At 62.7% G+C, this 25,989-nt stretch carries 16 protein-coding genes; 9 read left to right on the top strand and 7 right to left on the bottom strand.

Annotation, left to right across the window (positions count from 1 at the left end; genetic code table 11):
* Positions 1-30: 30 nt before the first annotated feature.
* Both uraD and puuE read right to left on the bottom strand, forming a co-directional pair.
* Entirely contained in the window at positions 31-546 is a 516-nt protein-coding gene (gene uraD, locus ABM562_RS23800) for a 2-oxo-4-hydroxy-4-carboxy-5-ureidoimidazoline decarboxylase (RefSeq protein WP_115088004.1), read from the bottom strand.
* Entirely contained in the window at positions 546-1,472 is a 927-nt protein-coding gene (puuE, locus tag ABM562_RS23805; protein WP_115088003.1) for an allantoinase PuuE, read from the bottom strand. Before puuE ends, uraD begins: the two co-directional genes overlap by 1 nt.
* A gap of 398 nt (positions 1,473-1,870) precedes the next feature.
* Between puuE and uraH the strand changes: the two genes are divergently transcribed.
* Positions 1,871-2,224, top strand: a complete 354-nt coding sequence (gene uraH, locus ABM562_RS23810) for a hydroxyisourate hydrolase (protein WP_010225132.1) — start codon at positions 1,871-1,873, stop codon at positions 2,222-2,224.
* A 274-nt stretch (positions 2,225-2,498) separates the two neighbouring features.
* Here the strand turns inward: uraH and ABM562_RS23815 are convergent, their stop codons facing one another.
* Complete coding sequence (locus tag ABM562_RS23815) at positions 2,499-3,848, bottom strand: NCS2 family permease (protein ID WP_038996292.1); 1,350 nt, start codon at positions 3,846-3,848, stop codon at positions 2,499-2,501.
* Positions 3,849-4,207: 359 nt separating this feature from the next.
* Here ABM562_RS23815 and ABM562_RS23820 point away from each other — a divergent pair, with 359 nt between their 5' ends.
* Together ABM562_RS23820 and aqpZ are read left to right on the top strand one after the other, a co-directional pair.
* Positions 4,208-4,975 (top strand): GntR family transcriptional regulator, encoded by a 768-nt coding sequence (locus ABM562_RS23820; protein WP_115088002.1) that lies wholly within the window; start codon positions 4,208-4,210, stop codon positions 4,973-4,975.
* Between the two features lie 145 nt (positions 4,976-5,120).
* Complete coding sequence (gene aqpZ, locus ABM562_RS23825; RefSeq protein WP_420832719.1) at positions 5,121-5,813, top strand: aquaporin Z; 693 nt, start codon at positions 5,121-5,123, stop codon at positions 5,811-5,813.
* Here the strand turns inward: aqpZ and guaD are convergent.
* From guaD to xdhA, 4 genes are all read right to left on the bottom strand, one after another.
* Entirely contained in the window at positions 5,810-7,114 is a 1,305-nt protein-coding gene (gene guaD / locus ABM562_RS23830; RefSeq protein ID WP_460423538.1) for a guanine deaminase, read from the bottom strand. The two genes, aqpZ and guaD, sit on opposite strands and share 4 nt — an antisense overlap.
* Before the next feature lie 10 nt (positions 7,115-7,124).
* Positions 7,125-7,970, bottom strand: coding sequence for a xanthine dehydrogenase accessory protein XdhC (xdhC, locus tag ABM562_RS23835; protein WP_460423540.1), 846 nt, complete (start codon positions 7,968-7,970; stop codon positions 7,125-7,127).
* A gap of 110 nt (positions 7,971-8,080) precedes the next feature.
* On the bottom strand, positions 8,081-10,477 hold the full coding sequence (gene xdhB, locus ABM562_RS23840) for a xanthine dehydrogenase molybdopterin binding subunit (RefSeq protein WP_258578937.1): 2,397 nt from the start codon (positions 10,475-10,477) through the stop codon (positions 8,081-8,083).
* Positions 10,470-11,924, bottom strand: coding sequence for a xanthine dehydrogenase small subunit (gene xdhA, locus ABM562_RS23845; RefSeq protein WP_115087997.1), 1,455 nt, complete (start codon positions 11,922-11,924; stop codon positions 10,470-10,472). The genes xdhB and xdhA overlap by 8 nt, the downstream gene beginning before the upstream one ends.
* 272 nt (positions 11,925-12,196) lie before the next feature.
* Between xdhA and ABM562_RS23850 the strand changes: the two genes are divergently transcribed.
* The 6 genes from ABM562_RS23850 (at position 12,197) to ABM562_RS23875 (ending at position 25,863) form a co-directional block, all read left to right on the top strand.
* Positions 12,197-12,856: a GntR family transcriptional regulator gene (locus tag ABM562_RS23850; RefSeq protein WP_115087996.1), complete on the top strand. Its 660-nt coding sequence runs from the start codon at positions 12,197-12,199 to the stop codon at positions 12,854-12,856.
* Positions 12,857-12,858: 2 nt separating this feature from the next.
* Positions 12,859-16,347 carry a chromosome segregation protein SMC gene (gene smc, locus ABM562_RS23855; RefSeq protein ID WP_460423542.1) on the top strand — a complete coding sequence of 1,163 codons (3,489 nt, stop codon included), beginning with the start codon at positions 12,859-12,861 and terminating at the stop codon, positions 16,345-16,347.
* Between the two features lie 204 nt (positions 16,348-16,551).
* On the top strand, positions 16,552-17,430 hold the full coding sequence (gene zipA, locus ABM562_RS23860; RefSeq protein ID WP_460423544.1) for a cell division protein ZipA: 879 nt from the start codon (positions 16,552-16,554) through the stop codon (positions 17,428-17,430).
* A gap of 131 nt (positions 17,431-17,561) precedes the next feature.
* On the top strand, positions 17,562-19,916 hold the full coding sequence (gene ligA / locus ABM562_RS23865) for an NAD-dependent DNA ligase LigA (RefSeq protein ID WP_460423545.1): 2,355 nt from the start codon (positions 17,562-17,564) through the stop codon (positions 19,914-19,916).
* A gap of 60 nt (positions 19,917-19,976) precedes the next feature.
* Entirely contained in the window at positions 19,977-21,128 is a 1,152-nt protein-coding gene (locus tag ABM562_RS23870; RefSeq protein ID WP_460423547.1) for a zinc-binding metallopeptidase family protein, read from the top strand.
* A gap of 76 nt (positions 21,129-21,204) precedes the next feature.
* Entirely contained in the window at positions 21,205-25,863 is a 4,659-nt protein-coding gene (locus ABM562_RS23875; RefSeq protein WP_460423549.1) for an NEL-type E3 ubiquitin ligase domain-containing protein, read from the top strand.
* Positions 25,864-25,989 lie beyond the last annotated feature (126 nt).

A 25,989-nucleotide genomic window follows, 5' to 3' on the forward strand; every position in this document is an offset into this window, starting at 1 on the left:
GCACTCGGGCCAGCCCGGCGGTCGACGCCCTTAAAGCTGCAGCAGGCGGAACAGGGCGATCAGGTTGATCTGCGCCAGCGCTTCCTTGAACTCGGCTTCGACCGAGTTGTGGATGCGCTTTTCAAAGGCGGCCAGGATCTGGTGCCGGTTACTGCCTTTGACCGCCATGATGAACGGGAACTTGAACTTCTCTTTGTAGGCATCGTTGAGTTCGGTGAAGCGCTCGAACTCTTCGGCGGTGCACTGGTGGATACCGGCGCCGGCTTGTTCATGGGTGCTCGATTCGGTCAGTTCACCCTGGATCGCGGCCTTGCCGGCGAGGTCCGGGTGCGCGTTGATCAGCGCCAGCTGGGCGGCGTGGTCGGCGCTCAGGAGGATGTCGCTCATGCGCTGGTGCAGGGCTTCGATCTGCTCGATTTCCTGCAGCTGGCCCAGGTCGTAGGCCTTTTCGGCGACCCACGGCGAGTGTTCGTAGATGTCGGCGAAGGCTGCAACGAACGCTGCGCGATCCAGGGTCGAAGGCTTCAGGGTCTTGAATGCGGTCATCATGCTTTCTCGGCTTGGAAAGGGTGGGTGGCATGCCAGTGACGGGCGATGTCCACGCGCCGGGCGAACCAGACCTGGTCATGGCTCTTGGCGTACTCGACGAAACGCTTGAGCGCGGCCAGGCGCGCCGGGCGGCCGATCAGGCGGCAGTGCAGGCCGATCGAGAGCATCTTCGGTGCCTCGGCGCCTTCTTCGTAGAGCACATCGAAAGCGTCCTTGAGGTACTGGAAGAACTGCTCGCCGCAGTTGAAGCCCTGCACCTGGGTGAAGCGCATGTCGTTGGTGTCCAGGGTGTAGGGGATCACCAGGTGCGGCTTGCCGGTCGGATTGTTCTGTTCCCAGTAGGGCAGGTCGTCGTCGTAGGTGTCGCTGTCGTAGAGGAAGCCACCTTCCTCCATCACCAGGCGGCGGGTGTTCGGCCCGGTGCGGCCGGTGTACCAGCCCAGCGGACGCTCGCCGGTGAGTTCGGTGAGGATGCGGATGGCTTCGAGCATGTGCTCGCGCTCCTGGGCCTCGTCCATGTATTGGTAATCGATCCAGCGGTAGCCGTGGCTGCAGATCTCGTGGCCGGCTTCGACCATGGCGCGGATCACGTCCGGGTGGCGCTGGGCGGCCATGGCCACGGCGAAGATGGTCAGCGGTACACCGGTGTCCTTGAACAGCTTGAGCAGGCGCCACACGCCGGCACGGCTGCCATACTCGTACAGCGATTCCATGCTCATGTTGCGCGCGCCCTGCAGCGGCTGGGCGGAGACCATTTCCGAGAGGAAGGCTTCGGACTCTTTATCGCCATGAAGGATGTTGCGTTCGCCACCTTCTTCGTAATTGAGCACGAAAGACAAAGCAATGCGGGCGTTCCCCGGCCAGCGCGGATGGGGTGGGGTGTTGCCGTAACCGATCAGGTCGCGAGGGTAATCAGCGCTCACTGCAGTCTTCCTTCTTGTACGTTAATGCGGAGGGCGTGGGCACCCGGGTAGGGTATCGGCCACGACGATGGAATGATTGTATACAACTTTGTTTGCGATTTGTAAGCCTGTTTTTTCGCTTTTCTTTGCCTTTTTACCCACTCCTGCCTCTATAAGGAGCCCTGCAAGAAACCTGCCTGATCGGTCAGCTAATGACGGTCGCGTCGGCCAATGGCGTGGTTTTGCGACTGATGGCTTATTTACAGAGGATGAGCGGCATGTCAGGAAAGAATACCGAATTATTGTGTACAATTTTGCAGAGAAATGTCTTAATAATCCGACAGCCGCACGTTGTCGGGCTTCCTGACGCTGGCGTGCGGGTATTTTTTGCCCACAGATAGAACAGAGGCGAGCAAGCAATGGGACGTTTGACCACGCATGTACTGGATGCCGCTCATGGCTGCCCTGGCAGCTCGATCAAGGTCGAGCTGTACCGGGTCGAAGGCCAGCAGCTGGAGCTGGTGAACACTACCCTGACCAACAGCGATGGCCGTTGCGACGCGCCGCTGTTGCAAGGCGATGATTACCGCAGCGGTGTCTACCAGCTGCAGTTCAGCGCCGGCGATTACTACCGTGCCCGCGGCGTACAACTGCCCGAGCCTGCTTTCCTTGATGTGGTGGTGCTGCGTTTCGGCATCAGTGCCGAGCAGGATCACTACCACGTACCGCTGCTGATCTCGCCGTACAGTTACTCGACCTATCGTGGAAGCTAGTTGGTCGCTAGAAGAATCTTCGTAGGTCCTTGCCCGCTCACACTGCGGGCTTTTTTTTGCCTGTTATTCGAGATCCCGCCTATCCCTGTGGGAGCTGGCTTGCCAGCGATGAGGCCAGTGCGGTTCGCACCAAAGTTGTTGCCCGGATTACGACCGCTTCGCGGTCGATCGCTGGCAAGCCAGCTCCCACAGGGACCACTCAGGCATCAGCACTGTTTAGCCGACAACAAAAAGCCCCACCCGAAGGTGAGGCTCTGTTTACCTGCAGTTGTGTTTACAGGAATACAAACTTGGCAATGAAGATCGCCGTCAGCACCCACAGGCTTGCCGAGATCTCCTTGTAGCGTCCGGTCCCGGCCTTGAGCACCACATAGGTGATAAAGCCCAGGGCGATGCCGTCGGCGACCGAGAAGGTCAGCGGCATCATGATCGCGGTGACAATCGCCGGGATGCTGTCGGTGGCTTCATCCCAGTTGATGTGGGCCATGCTGCCCATCATCAGCATCGCCACGTAGATCAGCGCGCCGGCTGTGGCATAGGCAGGAATCATCCCGGCCAGCGGGGCGAAGAACATCGCGGCGATGAAGAACAGGCCCACCACCACCGCGGTAAGCCCGGTACGGCCACCGGCGGCGACCCCCGCGGCACTCTCCACATAGCTGGTCACCGGTGGCACGCCGACCACGGCGCCAAACACGCTCGATGCACTGTCGGCTTTAAGCGCTCGCGACAGGTTCTCGATGCGCCCGTCGGCATTCACCAGGTTGGCCCGCTGGGCCACGCCCATCAGGGTGCCGGCGGTGTCGAACATGTGCACGAAAAGGAAAGCGAACACCACGGCAATCATGCTGACGTTGAACACGCCGGCGACATCCATGGCCATCCAGGTCGGCGCCAGGCTCGGCGGCAGCGAGAACAGTCCGCCGTACTCCACCAGGCCCAGGCCCCAGCCGGCGAGGGTGACGCTGATGATGCTGATCAGGATCGCGCCGAACACCCGGTGGTAGCTGAGCACCGCGATCATCAAAAAGCAGATGGCCGCCAGCAGCGGGCCAGGCTCATGCAGCGAGCCGAGCTTGATCAGGGTCGCCGGGCTGTCGACGACAATCCCGGCGGTTTTAAGACCGATCAGTCCGAGGAACAATCCGACGCCGGCACCCATGGCATGCCGCAGGCTGACCGGAATGCTGTTGAGCAGCCATTCGCGCACCCGCGACAAGGTCAGCAGCATGAACAGCACCCCGGAGACGAACACCGCGCCCAGCGCGGCTTCCCAGGTGTAGCCCATGGTCCCGACCACGGTGTAGGTAAAGAAGGCGTTGAGCCCCATGCCCGGCGCCAGGCCTACTGGCCAGTTGGCGTACAGGCCCATCAACAGGCAGCCAAGGGCGGCGGCGATGCAGGTGGCGACGAACGCCGCGCCGTGATCGATGCCGGCATCGGCCATGATGTTGGGGTTGACGAAAATGATGTAGGCCATGGTGATGAAGGTGGTCAACCCGGCGATCATCTCGGTTTTGACGGTGGTGCCATGTAGCTTGAGTTTGAAAATCCGCTCCAGCCAGCTCGTTTCGAGCGGTGGGGCAAGATCCAGCGTAGGGGCGTCGGATTTGCGGCTTTCCACAGCGTGTACTCCTCAAGTCTTTTCTTGTTTTCCAGAACCAATCCTGCGCACGCACTGGGGGGCTCTGTGAGGCGGATGGGATGGCAGGCCACCGGACCGTTTGTTGACTTCTGGGTCAGGAAGTTGCACGGATGGATTATGCGTTTGTATACAAAGAATGCAAATAATGTTTTCTTTGTTGTGCTCAGATAATTTGCCAGTGCAGCTATAAAGGCCATCGCCACCTGCAGAAATCCCTGCGGCTGTGTACAATGTGCCAATACCTTAATCGTTTAATTTTCTTACCAGGACTTGCCATCGCCCCACTGGCTGGTATTACAGTCAGGGTCCGACTGGCGGATCTCCGTGCTCGAGTGCCCATGAACGAACAGCTGCAACCTCTCAAGAAACCAGTGCGTACCGGCAAGGCCGGTCGTAGCGGAACCCAGGACGATATCGTCTACGCGCACATTTTCGAGGCCATCCTCGAGCAGCGTCTGGCGCCGGGTACCAAGTTGAGCGAGGAAGCCCTGGGCGAGATCTTCGGCGTCAGCCGCACCATCATCCGTCGCGCCCTGTCGCGCCTGGCCCACGAAAGCGTGGTCCTGCTGCGGCCCAACCGCGGCGCGGTAGTGGCCAGCCCGACGGTCGAGGAAGCCCGCCAGGTGTTCTTCTCGCGACGCATGGTCGAGCGCGCCATCACCGAGCTTGCGGTCGAGCACGCCACTGCCGAGCAACTCAACGAACTGCGCCAGATGGTCCGCGAGGAGCGCGACAGCTTCTCCCGTGGCGATCGCGGTGCCGGTATTCGTTTGTCCGGCGAGTTCCACCTGAAACTGGCGGAAGCGGCGGGCAATGCCCCATTGATCAGCTTCCAGCGCAGCCTGGTGTCGCAAACCTCGCTGATCATCGCCCAGTATGAAAGCGGCAACCGCTCGCATTGCTCCTACGACGAGCACATGCAGCTGATCGACGCCATCGAGGCCCGTGACGTCAACCAGGCAGTGAGCCTGATGATGCACCACATGGACCACATCGACAGCAAGCTCAACCTCGATGAAGACAGCGCCTCGGATGACCTGCATGCGGTGTTCTCGCACCTGCTGCAGACCAAGAAGCGTGGTGGGATTGCGCCGCTCAAGGGTTGAAGGCCAGTAGCACCCAATGTCCGGCCACTGGCAGGTTATCCAGCCTCTGCTAGATTCTCACCTGATCCACCGCAAACCTTCATCAAGCAGTTGGGCTTGCGCGCTATGCGTAGAACTTCAACTACTTGAGGACAGGTATATGTCGATGCCCCTGAGCAAACGCATGGGTGCTGAACTGATCGGGACGTTCTGGCTGGTGTTGGGTGGCTGCGGCAGTGCGGTGATCGCCGCGTCGTTCCCCATCGGCATCGGCCTGGTCGGGGTGGCCATGGCCTTCGGCCTGACCGTGCTGACCATGGCTTTCGCCATCGGCCATATTTCCGGATGCCACCTCAACCCCGCGGTGTCGGTCGGGCTGGTGGTGGGTGGGCGGTTTCCGCTCAAGGACCTGCTGCCCTACGTCATCGCCCAGGTGATCGGGGCAATTCTCGGTGCGGCGGTGATCTACTTCATTGCCAGCGGCAAGGCCGGTTTCGAGTTGTCGGCAGGGCTGGCGTCCAACGGCTATGCCGAGCATTCCCCCGGCGGTTATTCATTGGCGGCAGGCTTTGCCAGTGAAGTGGTGATGACCGCGATGTTCATCCTGATCATCATGGGCGCCACCGACAGCCGTGCCCCGGCAGGCTTTGCACCGATTGCCATCGGCCTTGCGCTGACCCTGATCCACCTGATTTCGATTCCGGTCACCAATACCTCGGTGAACCCTGCGCGCAGCACGGGCCCGGCGATTTTCGTCGGTGGCTGGGCACTGCAGCAGTTGTGGCTGTTCTGGGTGGCGCCGCTGATCGGGGCAGTGATCGGCGGCGCGCTGTACAAGGGGCTGTTCCGCGAGCCTTAGCGCTGATGCACGCAGCGCCCGGCAGCGAAGGTCTGCCTGACGGTGCGGTCATCGCCCAGGGTCATCAGCACGAACAGCGTCTCGTCGATGCTGTTCGACTGCTGGATGCGGTAGTCCATCAGCGTCGTGGCCTTGTAGTCGAGCACCAGGAAGTCGGCATCGTTGCCCGGCTGCAGGCTGCCGATGCGGTCATCCAGGCTCAGCGCCCGGGCGCCGCCCAGGGTCGCCAGGTACAGTGACTTGAACGGGCTCAGGCGCGCGCCCTGCAGTTGCATGACCTTGTAGGCTTCATTCAGGGTGTTGAGCAGCGAGAAGCTGGTACCGGCGCCCACGTCGGTGCCCAATCCGACCTTGACCTTGAACTTCTCGGCCTGCGGCAGGTTGAACAGGCCGCTGCCGAGGAACAGGTTGGAAGTCGGGCAGAAGGCCACGGCCGAACCGGTTTCGGCCAGGCGCTGGCATTCGTCGTCGCACAGGTGCACGCCGTGGGCGAACACCGAGCGCTGACCGAGCAACTTGAAGTGATCGTAGACGTCCAGGTAGCCCTTGCGCTCCGGGAACAGTTCCTTGACCCAGTCGATTTCCTTGAGGTTTTCGCTCAGGTGGGTGTGCATGTACAGGTCGGGGTATTCGCCCAGCAGCTGGCCGGCCAGGGTCAGTTGCTCCGGGGTGCTGGTCGGTGCAAAACGCGGGGTCACTGCGTAGTGCAGGCGGCCCTTGCCGTGCCAGCGCTCGATCAGCGCCTTGCTCTCGATGTAGCCGGACTCGGCGGTGTCGGTCAGGTAGTCCGGGGCATTGCGGTCCATCATCACCTTGCCGGCAATCATTCGCAGGTCCAGGCGCTCGGCTTCTTCGAAGAAGGCATTGACCGATTCCGGGTGCACGCTGCCGAACACCAGGGCGGTGGTGGTGCCGTTGCGCAGCAGTTCCTCGACGAAGATCTTCGCGACCTTGTCGGCATGCGCCTTGTCGGCAAACTGCTTCTCGCAGGGGAAGGTGTAGGTGTTGAGCCAGTCCAGCAACTGCTCGCCGTAGGAACCGATCATGCCGGTCTGCGGGAAGTGGATATGGGTGTCGATAAAGCCCGGGGTGATCAGGGCATCCTGGTAATGCTCAACCTCGATGTCAGCCGCCAGGGTCGGCAGCAGGTCGCGGGCATCGCCCAGGGCGCTGATCTTGCCGTCGTCGATCAGCAGCAGGCCGTCTTCGAAATACTGATAGGAGGCTTCGACGCCTACTTCGGCAGGGTCGGCGATGCTGTGCAGGATGGCGGCACGGTAGGCTTTGCGGGTTGCGCTCATAGGGCTCTCGTCATATGGCTTGGCTGCGCCGTGACGGCGGCAGCAATTGGGCAATGGGGCCGGCGTTGACAGCGTTGTTGTGCTGGCCAAAGCTGGCGTTGTAGGTGGCAATGATTTCCGCGGCGATCGACACGGCGATCTCGATCGGCAGCTTGCCCTTGACCTCGGCGATGCCCATCGGGCAGCGCATGCGTTGCAGGCGATCCTCGGCAAAGCCGCGCTCACGCAGGCGATGCTCGAACTTGACGCGTTTGGTCTTCGAGCCGATCAGGCCGAACCAGGTGAAGTCATTGCGTTTGAGGATCGCCGCGGTCAGTTCCAGATCCAGCTGATGGTTATGGGTCATGACGATGCAGTAGCTGCCGGCAGGCAGCTCATCGACTTCATCCACCGGCTCTTCGCTGACGATCTTGCTGACCCCGGCGGGAAGGCTCTCGGGGAATTCCTGCTCGCGCGAATCGATCCAGCGCACCTTGCAGGGCAGGGCGGCGAGCAAGGGTACCAGAGCGCGGCCGACATGGCCTGCGCCGAATACGGCGATCTGCGCCTGCACCTGACCCATCGGCTCGAACAGCAGCACGGTGGCGCCACCGCAGCACTGGCCGAGGCTGGCGCCGAGGCTGAAGCGTTCCAGGTGCGGCGCTTCACGGCGCTCGGCGAGCATCTGCCGGGCGATGTGCATGGCCTTGTATTCCAGGTGGCCGCCGCCGATGGTGTCGAACAGTTGCTCGGCGCTGACGACCATTTTCGAGCCGGCGTTGCGTGGCGTCGAGCCGCGTTCTTCGATGATGGTCACCAATACGCAGGGCTCGCCGCGAGATTGCAGGTCGGACAGGGCGTTGATCCAGGTGTGCATTATTCAGTTACCTCTACGGTGCCTGTTCTGGCCTCATCGCTGGCAAGCCAGCTCCCACAGGTCCGGTGTACACAGATCCTGTGGGAGCTGGCTTGCCAGCGATAGCGGACTCACGGTGTCACTGTCTCAACCTCGGTAGCAGGCTGCTGCGCCGCCACTGCCTTGCGCATCTGCTCGCAACCCCAGAGCACCCGCTCCGGCGTCGCCGGCGCATCGATCAGCGGATGCACGCGGTAATCGCCCAGGCTCGCCACGGCATCCTTGATCGCACACCAGGCAGCGATGCCGAGCATGAACGGCGGTTCGCCCACGGCCTTGGAATGGAACACGGTGTCTTCCGGGTTCTTGCGGTTTTCCACCAGCTTGACGCGCAAATCCACCGGCATGTCGGCTACCGCCGGGATCTTGTAGCTGGCCGGGCCATTGGTCATCAGCTTGCCCTTGGCGTTCCACACCAGCTCTTCGGTGGTCAGCCAGCCCATGCCCTGGATGAAGCCGCCCTCGACCTGGCCGATGTCGATGGCCGGGTTCAGCGAGGCACCGACGTCGTGCAGGATGTCGGTGCGCAGCATCTTGTATTCGCCGGTCAGGGTGTCGACGATGACCTCGGCACAGGCTGCACCGAAGGCGAAGTAGTAGAACGGCCGGCCACGCGCCTGGCTGCGGTCGTAGTAGATCTTCGGGGTCTTGTAGAAGCCGGTGCTCGACAGCGAGACCTGGGCGAAATAGGCCTGCTGCACCAGCGCTTCGAAACTGAGGATCTCATCGCGCACGCGCACGTGGCCGTTGCGAAACTCGACGTCTTCCTCGCTGACTTTGTATTGCCGTGCGGCGAACTCGGTCAGGCGTTTCTTAAGGATCTCGGCCGCATTCTGCGCCGCCTTGCCGTTCAGGTCGGCGCCGCTGGAGGCGGCAGTCGGCGAAGTGTTGGGTACCTTGTCGGTGTTGGTCGCAGTGATCTGGATGCGCTGGAAATCAACCTGGAACACTTCAGCCACCACCTGGGCCACCTTGGTGTTCAGGCCCTGGCCCATCTCGGTGCCACCGTGGTTCAGGTGAATGCTGCCGTCGGTGTAGATGTGCACGAGGGCGCCGGCCTGGTTGAGGAAGCTGGCGGTGAACGAGATGCCGAATTTCACCGGGGTCAGCGCCAGGCCTTTTTTCAGGATCGGGCTGTTGGCGTTGAAGCGGCGGATCGATTCGCGACGCTCGGCGTAATCACTGCTGGCTTCAAGCTCGGCGGTGATCTCTTCGAGCATGTTGTGCTCGACGGTCTGGTAGTAGTGGGTGACGTTGCGCTCGGTCTTGCCGTAGTAGTTGGCCTTGCGCACCGCCAGCGGATCGAGGGCCAGGTGGCGGGCGATATGGTCCATCACCTCCTCGATGGCGACCATGCCCTGCGGGCCGCCAAAGCCGCGGTAGGCGGTGTTCGAGGCGGTATTGGTCTTGCAACGGTGGCCATGGATGGTGGCGTCGCCCAGGTAGTAGGCGTTGTCGGCGTGGAACATGGCGCGGTCGACGATCGAGGCCGAGAGGTCCGGCGAGCAACCGCAGTTGCCGGCCAGGTCGAAGTTGATGCCGTGCAGGCGGCCGTTGTCATCGAAGCCGACGTCGTACTCGATGTAGAACGGGTGACGTTTGCCGGTCATCAGCATGTCTTCGACCCGCGGCAGGCGCATCTTGGTCGGCTGGCCGGTGAGGTGCGCGATCACTGCGCACAGGCAGGCGGGGCTGGCCGCCTGGGTTTCCTTGCCGCCGAAACCACCGCCCATGCGGCGCATGTCAACGACGATCTTGTTCATTGGCACGTCGAGGACTTCCGCCACCAGCTTCTGCACTTCGGTGGGGTTCTGGGTCGAGCAGTAGACGATCATTCCGCCGTCTTCGGTGGGCATCACCGAGGAGATCTGGGTTTCCAGGTAGAAGTGCTCCTGGCCGCCGATGTGCAGGGTGCCCTGCAGGCGATGCGGGGCGCTGGCCAGGGCGCTGACCGAGTCGCCACGCTGGTGGGTGTGGCTGTCGAGCACGAAGTGTTTCTTGCGCAGCGCCTCGACCACATCCAGCACCGGTTCCAGGTCTTCATATTCGATGATCGCGGCCATGGCTGCGCGGCGCGCGGTATCGAGGTCGCGGGCGGCGACGGCAACCACCGGCTGGCCGACGAACTCGACGGTGTCGATGGCCAGCAGCGGGTCGCCGGGCAGCAGCGGGCCGATGTCCTTGAGGCCCGGCACGTCTTCATGGGTGATGGCGATGCGCACGCCCTCGAAGGCGTAGCAGGGGCTGGTGTCGATGCTCAATACCCGGGCGTGGGCGCGGTCGGACAGGCGCGCATACACGTGCAGCTGGTTGGGAAATTCCAGGCGGTCATCGATGTACACCGCTTCGCCTGACACATGCTTGTCGGCGCTGTCGTGCTTGAGGCTGCGACCGACCCCGGTGGTCAGGTCCTGGCTGAACAGTTCGGCCAGCTCTGCCTGGCTTTTGGCGACGTGATGGTTAGACATAAGCGGTCACCCGAGTCTCGATGTGCGGCGTTTGTAGTTCAATGAAGTATTTGCGCAGCAGGTTCTGCGCGCTGAGCAGGCGGTATTCCTTGCTCGCGCGAAAATCCGAGAGTGGCGTGAAGTCCTCGGCCAGGGCCTGGCAGGCGCGCTCGATGCTGGCCTGGTTCCAGGCCTTGCCAACCAGTGCCGCTTCGCAGGCGCGGGCCCGTTTCGGGATCGCCGCCATGCCGCCGAAGGCAATGCGCGCAGCCTCGACCACGCCGTTGCTGATGCGCAGGTTGAATGCCGCGCACACCGCCGAGATATCGTCGTCCAGGCGCTTGGACACCTTGTAGGCGCGGAACGCCCAGTCGGCACGGGCCCGTGGCACGATGATCTTCTCGATGAACTCGCTTTCCTGGCGCGCGGTGATGCGGTAGTCGATGAAGTAGTCTTCCAGCGCCAGGGTGCGGGTGCTTTCACCTTTGCGCAGAACGATCTGCGCATCCAGGGCAATCAGCAGGGGTGGCGAGTCACCGATCGGCGAGGCGTTGCCGATGTTGCCGCCAAGGGTGCCCTGGTTACGGATCTGCAGCGAGGCGAAACGGTGCAGCAGCTCGCCGAAATCCGGGTACTCGGCGCTCAGGGCGTCGTAGCAATCGGTCAGCGGCGTTGCGGCGCCGATTTCCAGGTACTGGCCTTGAGTCTCGATGCGCTTGAGTTCGGCGACGTTGCCGACATAGATCATCACCGGCAGGGTCTTGTGGAACTGGGTGACTTCCAGCGCCAGGTCGGTGCCGCCGGCCAGCAACCGGGCTTCGGGGTGCGAGCCGTAGAGTTCGGCCAGATCGGCCACGGTCAGCGGCACCAGGCAGCGCTTGTCGCCGCTGTTGAGCTCACCGGTTTCACCCGGCGCGATGGCCTTGAGGCGGGCGATGGTCTGGGCTTCGCTGCTGTCGAACTGATCAGGCTTGGCCTGGCAGCAGGACTGCTCGGCGGCGGCCAGGATCGGCCGGTAACCGGTGCAGCGGCAGAGGTTGCCGGCCAGGGCTTCCTGGGCCTTGTGCAGATCGGGTGCATCGCTGTTCTTTTGCAGGGCGAACAGTGACATGACAAAGCCCGGGGTGCAGAAGCCGCATTGCGAGCCGTGGCAATCGGCCATGGCCTGCTGCACGCTGTGCAGCTTGCCCTGGTGCTTGAGGCCTTCGACGCTGATCAGTTGTTTGCCGTGCAGCGAGGAGACGAACGTCAGGCACGAGTTGAGGCTGCGGTAGCGGATGTGCTCGCGGCCGTCCTCGCCCTGGGCCAGCTCGCCGACCACCACGGTGCAGGCGCCACAATCGCCGCTGGCGCAGCCTTCCTTGGTACCGGACTTGCCCAGGTGTTCACGAAGATACTCGAGCACGGTCAGGTTGGGGTCCAGGGCATGCTCACTGCGCAGCTCCTGGTTAAGTAGAAACTGGATCACGGGAAGGCCTCACAAGCGACTTATTGTTGTTGAGCGGACTGTAAGCAGACTTGATTTTCAGGTCAACAATTTTCTGACCTTCGGGTCAGGAAATTTCTCGTGGCGCTTCCGCCCTTTCACAGGTGCTCTGTTATGAGCATAGTTGGCTCTGTGGGATCCGAATCTTTTGCGCCAATCGTGCCAACTTCTGCTATATGGCCACTGCGCGGCGCGGGGGCAAGTGCGCTACAATTCGGCGCTTGTGCACAGTTCAATGATTTTGAAGGAAAACCATGACGTTCAAGGCGCCGGACAGCCTCTCCGAGCAAATTGCCCATTACCTGGCCGAGCGGATCATCCGCGGCGAGCTCAAGCCTGCCGAACGTATCCAGGAGCAGAAGGTTACCCAGGCGTTGAATGTCAGCCGTGGTTCGGTGCGCGAGGCGCTGCTGATCCTCGAACGCCGCCATCTGGTGACCATCCTGCCGCGTCGTGGTGCCCACGTGACCGAGCTCGACGAGCACAACGTGCGCAGCCTGTGCACGTTGATGGGCGAGCTGTACACCTTGCTCGGCAACGCCGTGGCACAGCACTGGCGCAATGACGCTGACCTGCTGCCGTTCCTCAAGATCCAGCAGCGACTGACCAGCGCTTTTGAGCGTCAGGACATCCGTACCTTCGTCGAAGACAGCTTCGCGGTGATGCGCGCTGCCTATCCGTTCGCCGACAACCCCTACTTGCAGGAAACCGTCGAGAACCTGCAGCCGGCCATGAGTCGTGCCTATTACCTGGCACTGGACCAGCGCAAGGCCAATATGAACGACTTCCTGGTGCTGTTTGCCAACCTGCTCGAGGCCGTGGTGGCCCGTGACCAGCTGCGCATCCGCACGGTGCTGGCCGAGTACTGCCAGCGCAGCTGCGAGCTGGTGCTGGCGGCGCTGGCGACTGCCTGAGCATGCGCTTAAAGTGCATTCGCCTGGCCGGGTTCAAGTCGTTCGTCGACCCGACCACGGTCAACTTCCCCAGCAACATGGCGGCCGTGGTCGGGCCCAACGGCTGCGGCAAGTCCAACATCATCGATGCGGTGCGCTGGGTGATGGGCGAAAGCTCGGCCAAAAACCTGCGTGGCGAGTCGATGACCGACGTCATCTTCAACGGCTCGACCAGCCGCAAGCCGGTGAGCCAGGCCAGCATCGAGCTGGTGTTCGATAACTCCGACAGTACCCTGGTCGGTGAATACGCGGCTTATGCGGAAATTTCCATTCGCCGCAAGGTGACCCGCGACGGGCAGAACACCTATTACCTCAACGGCGCCAAATGCCGGCGCCGGGACATTACCGATATCTTCCTCGGCACCGGCCTGGGCCCGCGCAGCTACTCGATCATCGAGCAGGGGATGATCTCCAAGCTGATCGAAGCCAAGCCCGAAGACCTGCGCAACTTCATCGAAGAGGCGGCGGGTATCTCCAAGTACAAGGAGCGCCGGCGCGAGACCGAGAACCGCATCCGCCGCACCCATGAGAACCTCGAGCGCCTGACCGACCTGCGCGAAGAGCTGGAGCGCCAGCTCGAACGCCTGCACCGCCAGGCCCAGGCCGCCGAGAAGTACAAGGAATACAAAGCCGAAGAGCGTCAGCTCAAGGCGCAACTGGCGGCCCTGCGCTGGCAGGCCCTGAACGATCAGGTGGGCCAGCGCGAAGCGGTGATCGGCGACCAGGAAGTCGCCTTCGAGGCGCTGGTGGCCGAACAGCGCAATGCCGATGCCAGCATCGAGCGCCTGCGTGATGGCCACCATGAGCTGTCCGAGCGTTTCAACCTGGTGCAGGGGCGCTTCTATTCGGTCGGCGGCGATATCGCCCGGGTCGAGCAAAGTATCCAGCACGGTCAGCAACGGCTGCGCCAGTTGCAGGATGACCTGAAAGAGTCCGAGCGCGCGCGGCTCGAAACCGAATCGCACCTGGGCCACGACCGTACGATGCTCGCCACCCTGGGTGAAGAGCTTGAAATGCTCGAGCCCGAGCAGGAGATGACCCTGGCCGCCGCCGAAGAGGCCGCCGCCACCCTGGAAGATGCCGAAACCACCATGCACGGCTGGCAGGAGCAGTGGGACAGTTTCAACACCCGCTCGGCCGAGCCGCGGCGCCAGGCCGAAGTGCAGCAGGCGCGTATCCAGCAGCTGGAAACCAGCCTCGAGCGCCTGGCCGAGCGCCAGCGCAAGCTCGGCGAAGAGCGCGATCAGCTCAGTGCCGACCCGGAAGACGCAGCAATCCTTGAACTGGGCGAGCAACTGGCGACCAGCGAAATGCTGCTCGAAGCGCTACAGACAGACGAGCTGCAGGTGGTCGAGCAGCTCGAAGCCCTGCGCGATCAGTTGCAGCAGGCCGTTCAGGCCCAGCAACAAGCCCAGGGCGAGTTGCAGCGCCTGGGCGGTCGCCTGGCTTCGCTCGAAGCCCTGCAGCAAGCGGCGCTCGACCCCGGCACCGGCACTGCGCAATGGCTGCGTGAGCAAGGTCTGGCACAGCGTCCGCGCCTGGCCGAAGGCTTGCGCGTTGAGCCGGGTTGGGAGCTGGCGGTGGAAACCGTGCTTGGCGCCGATCTGCAGGCAGTAGTGGTCGACGATTTCAACGGGCTGGACCTGGGCGCCTTCGATCAGGGCGAACTGCGCCTGCTCGACAGCCGTGGCGAAGGCGTGCGCATTCCCGGCAGCCTGCTCGACAAGGTCGAAGGGCGCATCGATCTGGCGCCCTGGCTCGGCCAGGTCAAACCGGTAGACAGCCTCGAACAGGCCCTGGCCCTGCGCGCTCAGTTGGCAGACGGGCAAAGCCTGATCAGCCGGGACGGTTACTGGGTTGGCCGGCATTTTTTGCGCGTCAGCCGTGCCAGCGATGCCCAGGGTGGCGTACTGGCCCGTGGCCAGGAGCTGGAGCGCCTGGGCCAAGAGCAGCAAGAACATGAAGCCGCATTGGAGCTGCTGGAAGCCAGGCTGCAGGAGCAGCGCGAACAGCAGCAACAACTCGAAGAGCGCCGCGAGCAACTGCGCCGCCGCGCCCAGGACGAAGCCCGCCAGCAAAGCGAACTCAACGCCAGGCTCTCGGCCGGCAAGGCCCGCGCCGAGCAGTTGAGCCTGCGCCGCCAGCGTCTGGAAGAAGAGCTTGCCGAGCTGCTTGAACAACGCAGCATCGAACACGAAAACCTCGGCGAGTCGCGCCTGCAACTGCAGGAAGCCCTCGACCTGATGGCCCAGGACACCGAGCAGCGCGAGTTGCTCCTGGCCCAGCGCGACAGCCTGCGCGAGCGCCTCGACCGGGTGCGCCAGGAGGCCCGTCAGCACAAGGATCACGCCCACCAGTTGGCTGTGCGCCTGGGCTCGTTAAAGGCCCAGCACGATTCTACCCGCCAGGCCCTGGAGCGCCTGGAGCTGCAGTCCGAGCGCCTGAGCGAGAAGCGCGAACAGCTGACCCTGAACCTGGAGGAGGGCGAGGCGCCGCTGGAAGAGCTGCGCCTCAAGCTCGAAGAGCTACTGGAAAAACGCATGAGCGTCGATGACGAGATGCGTCAGGCGCGCCTGCACATGGACGAAGCCGACCGCGAGCTGCGCGACGCCGAGAAGCGCCGCACCCAGGCCGAACAGCAGTCGCAGCTGCTGCGTGGCCAATTGGAGCAACACCGCCTGGAATGGCAAGGGTTGAGCGTGCGGCGCAAAACCCTGCAGGAGCAGCTGCACGCCGATGGCTACGACCTCGACGGGGTACTGGCGACCCTGGGCGAACAGGCCAGCGAGGAGGAAGCCGAACAGGAGCTCGAGCGCATCGACGCGCGTATCCAGCGCCTGGGGGCGATCAACCTGGCGGCCATCGACGAGTATCAGCAGCAGTCCGAGCGCAAGCGCTACCTGGATGCCCAGGACGCCGACCTGGTCGAAGCCCTGGACACCCTCGAGAACGTCATTCGCAAGATCGACAAGGAAACCCGCAACCGCTTCAAGGATACCTTTGATCAGATAAATGCCGGATTACAGGCACTTTTCCCAAAAGTTTTCGGTGGCGGCAGCGCTTACCTGGAACTGACGGGCGAAGATCTACTCGATACAGGGGTGACAATCATGGCGCGGCCACCGGGCAAGAAGAACAGCACCATTCACCTGCTCTCGGGCGGTGAGAAAGCGCTGACCGCCCTGGCCTTGGTATTTGCCATTTTCAAGTTGAACCCGGCACCGTTCTGCATGCTCGATGAAGTCGATGCACCGTTGGACGATGCCAACGTCGGGCGTTACGCCCGGCTGGTGAAGGAGATGAGCCAGACGGTGCAGTTCATCTATATCACCCACAACAAGATCGCCATGGAAATGGCTGATCAACTCATGGGCGTGACCATGCATGAACCGGGTTGTTCACGGCTGGTGGCGGTGGATGTGGAGGAGGCGATGGCCATGGTCGACGCCTGATTCGAGGCAATAAGGCGTGAACCTGCGGTAAATGGCCCTGTCAGTTGCGACAGACGGTGTAAAGTTATCTTTGGTCGTGCTAGCTTAATGTCACTTATTTTTTTGCGTGGGTAAAACGCCTGTCAGAACATAGAGTTGGCGCCACGTTTTAAAGGGGTTTAAACCCTTTATTTTTCAGCATTTTTTACAGAGGCACGGGATTACATGGAAATCGGTCTGCGCGAGTGGCTGATCGTCATCGGCATTATTGTCATTGCCGGTATTCTTTTTGACGGCTGGCGCCGCATGCGCGGCGGCAAGGGCAAGTTGAAATTCCGTCTGGACCGCAGCTTTTCCAACCTGCCGGACGATGACAGCAGCAGTGGTGGCACCGAAGTGGTCGGCGAGCCCCGCGTGCTCGATAACCACAAAGAGCCTGCGCTGGACGAGCACGATCTGCCGTCGATGAGTGCCGGGCGTGACCGTGAGCGTGAACCCAAGGTCGGCAAAAACAAGCGCAACAAGCGCGGCAACGAGCCCCAGCAGGGCGACCTGAACCTGGCCGCCGAACCGCGTGAGCCTGATCTGTTCGGCAATGCCGACGATGACTTCCCGGACGAAAGCCCGAAAACCAGCGGCTACGGTTCTGCGCCGGACAAAGACCTGCCACCGGTTGAAGAAGTACTGGTGATCAGTGTGATTTCCCGCGATGAAGGCGGCTTCAAGGGCCCGGCATTGCTGCAGAACATCCTTGAAAGCGGCCTGCGTTTCGGTGAAATGGACATCTTCCACCGTCACGAAAGCATGGCCGGTAACGGCGAAGTACTGTTCTCGATGGCTAACGCGGTCAAGCCGGGCGTGTTCGACCTCGATGACATCGACCACTTCAGCACCCGTGCGGTGAGCTTCTTCCTCGGTCTGCCAGGCCCGCGTCATCCCAAGCAGGCCTTCGACGTGATGGTGGCGGCAGCGCGCAAGCTGGCCCACGAACTCAACGGCGAGCTCAAGGATGACCAGCGCAGTGTGATGACCGCGCAAACCATCGAGCACTACCGCCAGCGCATCGTCGAGTTCGAGCGCCGGGCGTTGACCCAGAAACGTTAAGAGCATCGCCGGCAAGGCCGGCTCCCACTGTGGGAGCCGGCCTTGCCGGCGATGAAGACGCAACTGATAGTTCAGACATGCCCCAAAGAGCAGCCACGGCTGCTCTTTTGCTTTGCAAGAGATTACACACCATGACCGCCGAATCCCGAATTCTTGAACTGCGTGCCGAGCTCGATCAGCACAACTACCGCTACTACGTGCTCGATGAGCCGAGCGTGCCTGACGCCGAATACGATCGCCTGTTCAACGAACTCAAGGCCCTGGAAGCCGAACACCCGGAGCTGGTGACCGCTGACTCGCCGACCCAGCGCGTCGGTGGCTCGGCGCTGTCGGCGTTCAGCCAGGTACGCCACGAAGTGCCGATGCTCAGCCTCGGGAATGCCTTCGAGGAAAACGACCTGCGTGAATTCGACCGCCGTGTGGTTGAAGGCCTGGACCTGCCGGCCGGCGATCTGTTCGGCAACGGCGCCGCAGTCGATTACAGCTGCGAACCCAAGCTCGACGGCCTCGCGGTCAGCCTGCTGTACCGCGACGGCCAACTGGTGCAGGGCGCAACCCGTGGCGACGGCACCACGGGTGAAGACATCAGCGTCAACGTGCGCACCGTGCGCAACATCCCGCTCAAGTTGCAGGGCGAGGGTTGGCCGGCGGTGCTGGAGGTGCGTGGCGAGGTGTACATGTCCAAGGCCGGATTCGAGCGCCTCAACCGGTCGCAGATCGAGGCCGGCGGCAAGACCTTCGCCAACCCGCGCAACGCCGCTGCCGGCAGCCTGCGCCAGCTGGACTCGAAGATCACCGCCAGCCGCCCGCTGGAATTCTGCTGCTACGGCGTCGGCCAGGTCTCGGCGCCGATTGCGGACAGCCATATCGGCACCCTGGAGCAGCTCAAGGCCTGGGGCATGCCGATCAGCCGCGAGTTGCGCCATGCCGCCGGCGTGGCTGAATGCCTGGAGTACTACCGCGACATCGGCGCACGGCGCAACGACCTGCCTTACGAGATCGATGGCGTGGTGTTCAAGGTCAACAGCCTCGCCTCCCAGCGCGAGTTGGGCTTCCGGGCCCGTGAGCCGCGCTGGGCGATTGCCCACAAGTTCCCCGCCATGGAAGAGCTGACCGAAGTGCTGGATGTCGAGTTCCAGGTCGGTCGTACCGGTGCGGTAACCCCCGTGGCCCGGCTCAAGCCGGTCAAGGTCGCCGGTGTGACCGTGTCCAACGCCACTTTGCACAACATGGACGAAGTGGCGCGCCTGGGCTTGATGATCGGCGACACGGTCATCATCCGCCGCGCCGGTGATGTAATTCCGCAGGTGATGCAGGTGGTCACCGAGCGCCGTCCCGAGGATGCCCGCCCTGTGCACATCCCCACCGAGTGCCCGGTATGCGGCTCGCAGGTCGAGCGCACCCAGCTGGTCAAGCGCAGCAAAGGCAAGGAGACCGTCAGCGAAGGCGCCGTGTACCGCTGCGTCGGCCGCCTGGCCTGCGCCGCCCAGCTCAAGCAGGCGATTATCCACTATGTTTCGCGCCGCGCCATGGATATCGAAGGCCTGGGCGAGAAGAGCGTCGAGCAACTGGTGGACGAAGGCTTGATCCGCTCGCCAGCTGATCTGTACCAACTGACCTTTGAGCAGATCGTCGACCTTGAAGGCTTTGCCGAGCTGTCGAGCAAGAACCTGTTGGCGGCCATCGAAGCCAGCAAAAAACCGGGCCTGGCGCGCTTCATCTACGCCCTTGGCATTCCGGATGTGGGCGAGGAGACGGCCAAGGTACTGGCTCGCTCCCTGGGTTCGTTGCAACGGGTCATGGCGGCGTTGCCGCAGGTGCTGACCTACCTGCCGGACATCGGCCTGGAGGTCGCCCACGAGATCCACAGCTTCTTCGAAGACGAGCACAACCGCACAGTGATTGCCCAGCTGCTCGAACGCGGCCTGCAGTTGCAGGACGAAGGGGAGCTGGGCGCCGAATTCGCCGCCAGCACTACCCTGGCCGGGTTGATTGCCAAGCTGGATATTCCGTCGGTCGGGCCCACCGGCGCCGAAAAACTGGTGGCCAAGCTCGACAGCCTGGAGAAGATCATCGCCGCTGACGGCATCGACCTGCGCCAGGCCTTGGCGGCCAAGCCGGCCGAAGCGGTACGGGCCTTCTTCCAGGTCGCGGAAAACGCCACCCTAGCCCTGGCCATCGAAGCGCAATTGCGCGACTTCGGCATGCACTGGTCGAGCGAGAAGAAAGTCGCCGAAGGTTTGCCTCTGGCTGGCCAGACCTGGGTGCTGACCGGCTCGCTGGAGCGCATGAGCCGCGATTTGGCCAAGGACAAGCTGGAAAGCCTTGGGGCCAAGGTCGCCGGTTCCGTGTCGGCCAAGACCCACTGCGTGGTTGCCGGCCCCGGCGCCGGCTCCAAGCTGGCCAAGGCCAGCGAGCTGGGCCTGAAGGTGCTGGATGAAGATGCCTTCGTCGGCTTCCTGGCCGGTCACGGCATCGAGGTGTAAACACGGCACTCGCGGCGGTCGCCATGGTCTAGTCTTGGCAAGCAGCCAGGAGGGATCGCCATGTACCGTTTTTTCGAACAGCTGGGCGCCAGGATCGCGGCGCCCTTTGTCAGCCAGCAGCAGCGCCCGGATCGGGTCTGGCAGTGCCAATGCGGGCAGTCGGTGTTCTTTCGCAACAGCCAGTGCCTGGCCTGCCAATCGGCGCTGGGCTACTGGCCGCCGAGCAACCGGGTGGCGAGCCTCTTGCCCGGGCCTGCTGCGCGGCTCTGGCTGCTCGATGGCGAGCCTGAGGCCGGGCCGCTGCGGCGTTGCGCCAACCTCGATACCCCGGCTGCCTGCAACTGGCTGTTGGCCGACCGCGAGCCGGATAGCCTGTGCCTGGCCTGTCGCCTGAACCGGACCATTCCGGACCTTTCCATCGCTGACAACCACCTACGCTGGCGCAAGCTGGAAACCGCCAAGCGCCGGCTGACCGCGCAGCTGTTGCACCTGGGCTTGCCGGTGGAGCCGAAAGGCGAGGAGGGTGGCCCGGGCCTTGCGTTCGATTTCATCGGCGTCGATCTTGAGGGCAACGCACCAGTGACCGGTCATGCCAATGGCCTGATCACCCTCGATGTGCGCGAGGCCGATGATGACTGGCGCGAGCGGGTGCGGGTGCAACTGCACGAACCCTATCGCACCTTGCTGGGCCACCTGCGTCACGAAGTCGGTCACTACTATTGGGACCGTTTGATTGCCGACAGCCATTGGCTCGACGGCTTTCGCGACCTGTTCGGTGACGAGCGCGAAAGCTACAGCGAGGCATTGGAGCGCCACTACCAGCGAGGTGCGCCGAGCGACTGGGCCGCAGCTCATGTCAGTGCCTACGCGACCATGCACCCGTGGGAAGACTGGGCCGAAACCTGGGCGCATTACCTGCACATGACCGATGCCGTCGACACCGCGCTGGCATTGGGCATGAATGCCAGCAGCCTGGAGCTGGACTTCCCGCCTTTCACCCGTGAAGACCTGTACCGCCCGGATGACCCCGGGGCAAAAGACTTTCTCGCCTTTATCAATGCCTGGGTCGAGCTGTCAGCGATGCTCAATGAGTTGTCGCGCAGCATGGGCCAGGTGGATTTCTATCCGTTTGTGCTGCCGTCGGCGGTGGTGGCCAAATTGCACTTCATTCATCTGCGCATTGCCGACTGTCAACTGGCGCCGGTGGCATAGCTATGTAGTGCAGCTGCTGCAGGACAATTCAATAGCCTCGTGTCTTTTGTGAAGCCATCACTGACAGGAGGACAGCATGACCCGCGCCCGCCAGAAAACCGACCCGGATGCCGAACACAGTCATCGGCAGAGCAATCTCGATACCCTGGCACGCGCCTGCCCCGAATGGTTGTTGAAGGCTGATCTCTCCACCCGTCAATCCTACAGTCGCAGCCTGAGCAAGGCGCACAAGGCCGGGCGCGCGGCCAGGCAGGTCATGCAACGGATCGAGCCGCTGGAGCGGTTTGCGATCTCGCTGCTGAGCGAGAAACTGATCCAGCGTTTTCGCGTGTCTGTCGATGTGACGCAGGTGCAGCTCGATCATTACACCTGGTATTTATCGGCGCAGATCGGGTCGCCTTCGAACCTTCAGCGGGTCTCCAGACTGTGGCAGCAGGGCAGCCTTTTGCACATGGCCCTGCAGAATTTTACCGCTGCGCAAGCGGACGCCGTCGAGTCGGCACCAGGGTCGAAAGTGCACCTTGCCCAGGTGCAGATCAGCGCCATCGCGGCTTCTGACTTTATCGCCCTGTGCCGGGAAGTCGATATCGGCCGCCGTTACCAGGAACATCTCGCCTCGGTGCTGGCGCCAGGGCAGCCGGGCAGTACCTGGACCGGAGAGCCCAGCGCATCGGTGTTGTCGACCCTGGCCAGCACCAAAGCGGCCAATCTGGAACTCTCGGCACAGGTTGCATTCATGCGTGGGTATATCAGTTGGTCGGCTTACCAGATGCTGCTGGCGGTCAGCAATGGCGAGCAGTCTGTGCCCTACGACCTGCAACCGCTCGAATGCTGCCAGCTGGTGCTGCATGGTCATGTGCTGGAGGGCGTGCTGGTGTTTCGCCAGGCGCAGTCGCTTTACCCTTACCCGGTGTCTCGCAAGCGGGTGCTCTATGTACCGCAAGGGGCTGCGGGCGAGTTGCATGAGTACGCTGATTTACCCTTCATGGTTACCGCGCTTTCCCGCCAGCTGATCTACACCACATTCAGGCAGGCCCTGTTGCGCCACGCGCCGCTGACCGAGCAGGCAGTGCTGAACAACAAGCTTGAAAGCGGCATCGACGGGCATGTCCGGGAACAACCGCTCAGTGGCAAGCTGTTCGAGCAACTGGTCCGGCGCCAATGCCTGCAGCGGCGCCAGGACAGCCTGGTGCTGGCAGTACCGACGGCGCAGGTCGATCATCAGCAACGCCAGCAACTGCTGGAAACCCTGGAAAGCGTCGGCTTGCAGGTGCTCAATCTGGTATCGCTGTTCGTCCCGGTGCTCAATGCCGCGATGCTGGCCTATACCGCCTATGACCTGATGTCCGAGGTGTACCACGGTATCGAGGACTGGAGCGAGGACAGGACCGATGAGGCCATGGAGCACTTGCTTGGCGTGGTTGAAACCATCGCCGTAGGCGCGGTGCTCGGGCTTGCGGCGCACAAGGTCGGGCGATGGGTGAACGAGCACGGCTTTTTTCAGAGTTTGCGGCCGGTGCAACGCTTCGACCGCTCCCTGCAACTCTGGAGTCCGGAACTCGAGCCCTATCGCCAGCGCCTTGAAGTGACGCCTGCAGCCATCGATCAGCGCGGGCGCTTGCTGGCCCATGGCAATGATCATGTGGTTATCGAAGGTCATGCCTACCGCGTCGAGCAAGATGGCGCCGGTGGTTCCTGGCAGATTGTCCACCCTGAACGTCCCCAAGCCTTCAAGCCCAGGCTTGAACACAATGGCGAAGGGGCCTGGCGGCATCAATGGGAGCGCCCCTGGGAGTGGTCTTCGGCCCGCTATGCCTTTCGCCGACTGGGGCCGCTGGCCCAGGGCATGGACGATGCGGACATTGCCCGCGTATTGCGCTGGGCCGACGTCGATGCGGCGCAGCTCTGCCAATTGCACATGGACAACGCACCGGTACCGGCTCTATTGCGCCAGGCCTGCGTGCACTGGCGTCTGGACAGGGACATCAGCGGATTCATCGCGGCGCTTGGGACGACGACTGTCAGCGATAACGCCATGGCGATTTTCCTCTTGCCGCATCTCCCGGGTTGGGACCCGCAACTGACGCCGCGCATCCAGGCCGCACAGGATTCGCTGCTGTTGACGGTGTTGCGGGATGCGCTGGGCGAGCAGCAGCTTGAGCAACTGGGCATCGAAGCCGAGGCGCTCGACACGCTGGCGCAGCAGAAATTCTGTGAGTTACTGGCGACCGAAGCGCAGGGGCAACGTCAGGCCCTGTTCGATTTCTGTCAGAGGCGGGCTGAACCGGCTGTGCAGGAAAGCAGCTTGCTCAGGCGGGATTTTCCTGGTTTGCCGGTAAGAATGGCCGAAGAGCTTCTGGGCCAGGCCCGCGAGGATCTGGTCGCCCGCATGCATCGTCAGGCACGGGTGCCCCTGGCAATAGCCCAAGGCGCCAGAAGGCAACTGAGTCAGTACCGATTCCTGTGTGTCCGCCAGGGCTTCGAATGGCCCTGGCGGCGCGATCACCGGTTCGACCAACTGGTCTTCGGTTTGCTCGAACATCTGCCTGGCTGGCCTTCCGGCTTGCGCATCGAACTGCACGGCCAGGACAGTGCCGGCGTGCTGCTGGCAAGTGCCGGAACAAACCTTCCGGGCCAGGTGCGCACCGTGGTCAAAAGTGCCGAGGGGCATTTCAGCATCGAGGGGCAGGAGGGGAGCGATACCGACCTGTTTACAATGTTGAACCCGTTATTGCCAGAGGGCGTGCGCCAGGAGGATGGCCAATCACTGGCTCAGGCACTGGCGGAGTTGGCCGATACCGACCGTAATCGCGCCCGACGCCTGAGTGGCCAGGTATTGTTGGAGGACCGGTTCAGGCCTCCGGTGCGCCTGGCCGATGGGCGGGTCGGCTATCCCTTGAGTGGCCGCGGTGCAGCGGACGAGCAATGGCAGTTTTATCGCGACCAGGCCAAGCAGTTGTTTCCGCGGCTCACGGATGCTGAACTCACCGATTACCTGCAAGGCCTGTCGATGGCCAGTGTCGATGTGCCCAGGCTGCTCAGGGAGAAAGCCGAGGAACTGGCCAGTTTGCGCGAGTCTTTGAGTGAGTGGGTGCAGGATCGTCCTGGGCCGCACTCCAGTGGCATGCAGCGGCGGCGTCAGCGTGTGGCTGACACGCTCATCATGGCCTGGCGCCGGCAGACACCTCGGGAATTCGGCGATACCGGCGAGCTGCGCGGCTACCGCCTGGACCTTGAAGGCGCCGACCTGGGTTCGCCGCCGCTGTTCCCGCTTGGCGTGGACTTCAGCCATGTTCAGCGCCTGTCGCTGAAAAATACTGGCCTGACGGCCATCCCCAACGGTTTTCTCGATGCATTCAGCAAGCTGCGCGTGCTCGAGCTTGGGCGTAACCGGCTCACGGAACTGCCCGCCATCATTATCGACATGACCCGCCTCGAAGAGCTGCGTTGCGCCGATAACGACATACAGTTGACCGAACGAACGGCGGGTATCCTGGGCAATCTGCGCCGGCTGGAGGTGCTTGACCTGAGTAACAACCCCTTGGGCACGCCTCCGCATCTGACCGGCCTCACCGGCCTGCGAAGCCTGAACCTGCGTTTCACCTCAATCGATGCGTTTCCGCAAGGCTACGTCGAACTGACGCGGCTGGAACTGGCCGATCTGCGTGACAACCAGTTGAGTGAGCTGCCTGAAACGCTGTACCAGTCACAGTCGCGCCCGGCGCGTGCCCTGTATTTGCAGGACAACCCGCTGTCGGCGTCGACAACTACGCAAATCGAGGCCTATCGTCAGCAGACCGGAATCAACCTGGGTGGCCTGGTCGAGTCGAACGAGATCGGGCCGGAGCTGTTCTGGACCCGGGGCGACAACGAAGCGTTGACACGCCAGCGTGAGATGAAGTGGTTCAGCTTGCGCAAGGAGGCGGGTAGCCAGGAGTTCTTCCGCATCCTGGGCGAGCTGAGCATGACCGCCGAGTACGACGTGGCGCGTACCGAGTTGTTCGACAGGGTCTGGCGCATGATCGATGCTGCCAGCGCCGACAGTCAGTTGCGTGCCAAGTTGTTCAGGCTGGCGGGCCATCCGCGTACCTGCGGTAACAGTATTGCGCTGAACTTCAGCTACCTGGAAATCCAGGTCCAGGTCTTTCAGGCCCTGGCGGCGAGCGAGAACTCCCAGGTGACCGCCCGACTGCTGCGTCTGGGCAAGGGCCTGTTCCGCCTGGACAAGCTCGACAAGGTGGTGCTGGACGATATCAGGCTGCGGCGGGAAAGCGCCCAGGGGCGCTGGCGCGATGTCGAGGAAGTGGAAGTCAGCCTGGGTTATCGGGTCAGGCTGGCCGAAGCGCTGGACCTGCCGGGGCAGCCATCGGCCATGTTGTTCCCGGACCTGGAGATGATCAGCCCCGAGCAGATCGAGGCGGCCAGGCAGGCGATACAGGCTGCCGAAACGCCCGCGGCGCTGGCCGAGTACCTTGGCATGCAGGACTTCTGGTGCGACTGGTTGCGCCAGCGCGACACCCCGGCATTCCTTGCCCTGCGCAACTCGCTGGAGCAACAGGAGCAGGCGTTGGAAGAGCGTCGGGCCTCGATCAACGATGCCGAGTACTACGCCGGCTACTCGAGCCTCTTCCAGGTGTTTCAGGAAAAAACCGCCGAACTGATCCAGAGCCTGAGCGAAGAGGCGGTGGGACGGGACCTGGCGGATGTTGCAAGCCTGCGTCACCTGCAAGGGTAAACATGCAGTAGAAGCCGCCTGCAGCGTGCCTGGGTGCAGGCGTTACTGAGCACGTTGCAGGCGCTGCCGGCTTTGCCCGAACGCCAAGTCATTGAGTAATGATGAGTTTTTAGCAATTAAAGGTTG

It is taken from the genome of Pseudomonas sp. ZL2 (assembly GCF_054788455.1).